General features: G+C 47.7%; 1 pseudogene. It reads left to right on the top strand.

Going from position 1 to position 283, the window contains the following annotated elements:
- Positions 1 to 283 (top strand): annotated as a pseudogene (locus LJE08_RS13985) (nicotinate phosphoribosyltransferase); the annotation flags it as partial.

Genomic DNA, 283 nt, shown 5'->3' with positions numbered 1-283 from the left:
CCTCACTGCTGGTCGACACCTATGATGTTTTGAAGAGTGGGGTGCCAAATGCAATCAAGGTCTTTAGAGAATTACGGGCTGCTGGTCATGAGCCGATTGGCATTCGGATTGATTCTGGCGACTTGACTCAATTGGCAACCAAGGCCCGGCAGATGCTGGATGAAGCTGGATTTGAAAATGTTAAGATTACGGCTTCCAATGCTTTGGATGAAACGGTGATTCAAGCATTGCTAAAAGAAGGCGCACCGCTGGACAACTTTGGTATTGGCGAAAAGCTGATCAC

The organism is Holdemanella sp. DFI.5.55, assembly GCF_020593575.1.
In the GTDB taxonomy this organism is placed as follows: domain Bacteria; phylum Bacillota_I; class Bacilli_A; order Erysipelotrichales; family Erysipelotrichaceae; genus Holdemanella; species Holdemanella hominis.
This window is presented reverse-complemented; position numbering and strand designations above follow the sequence as displayed.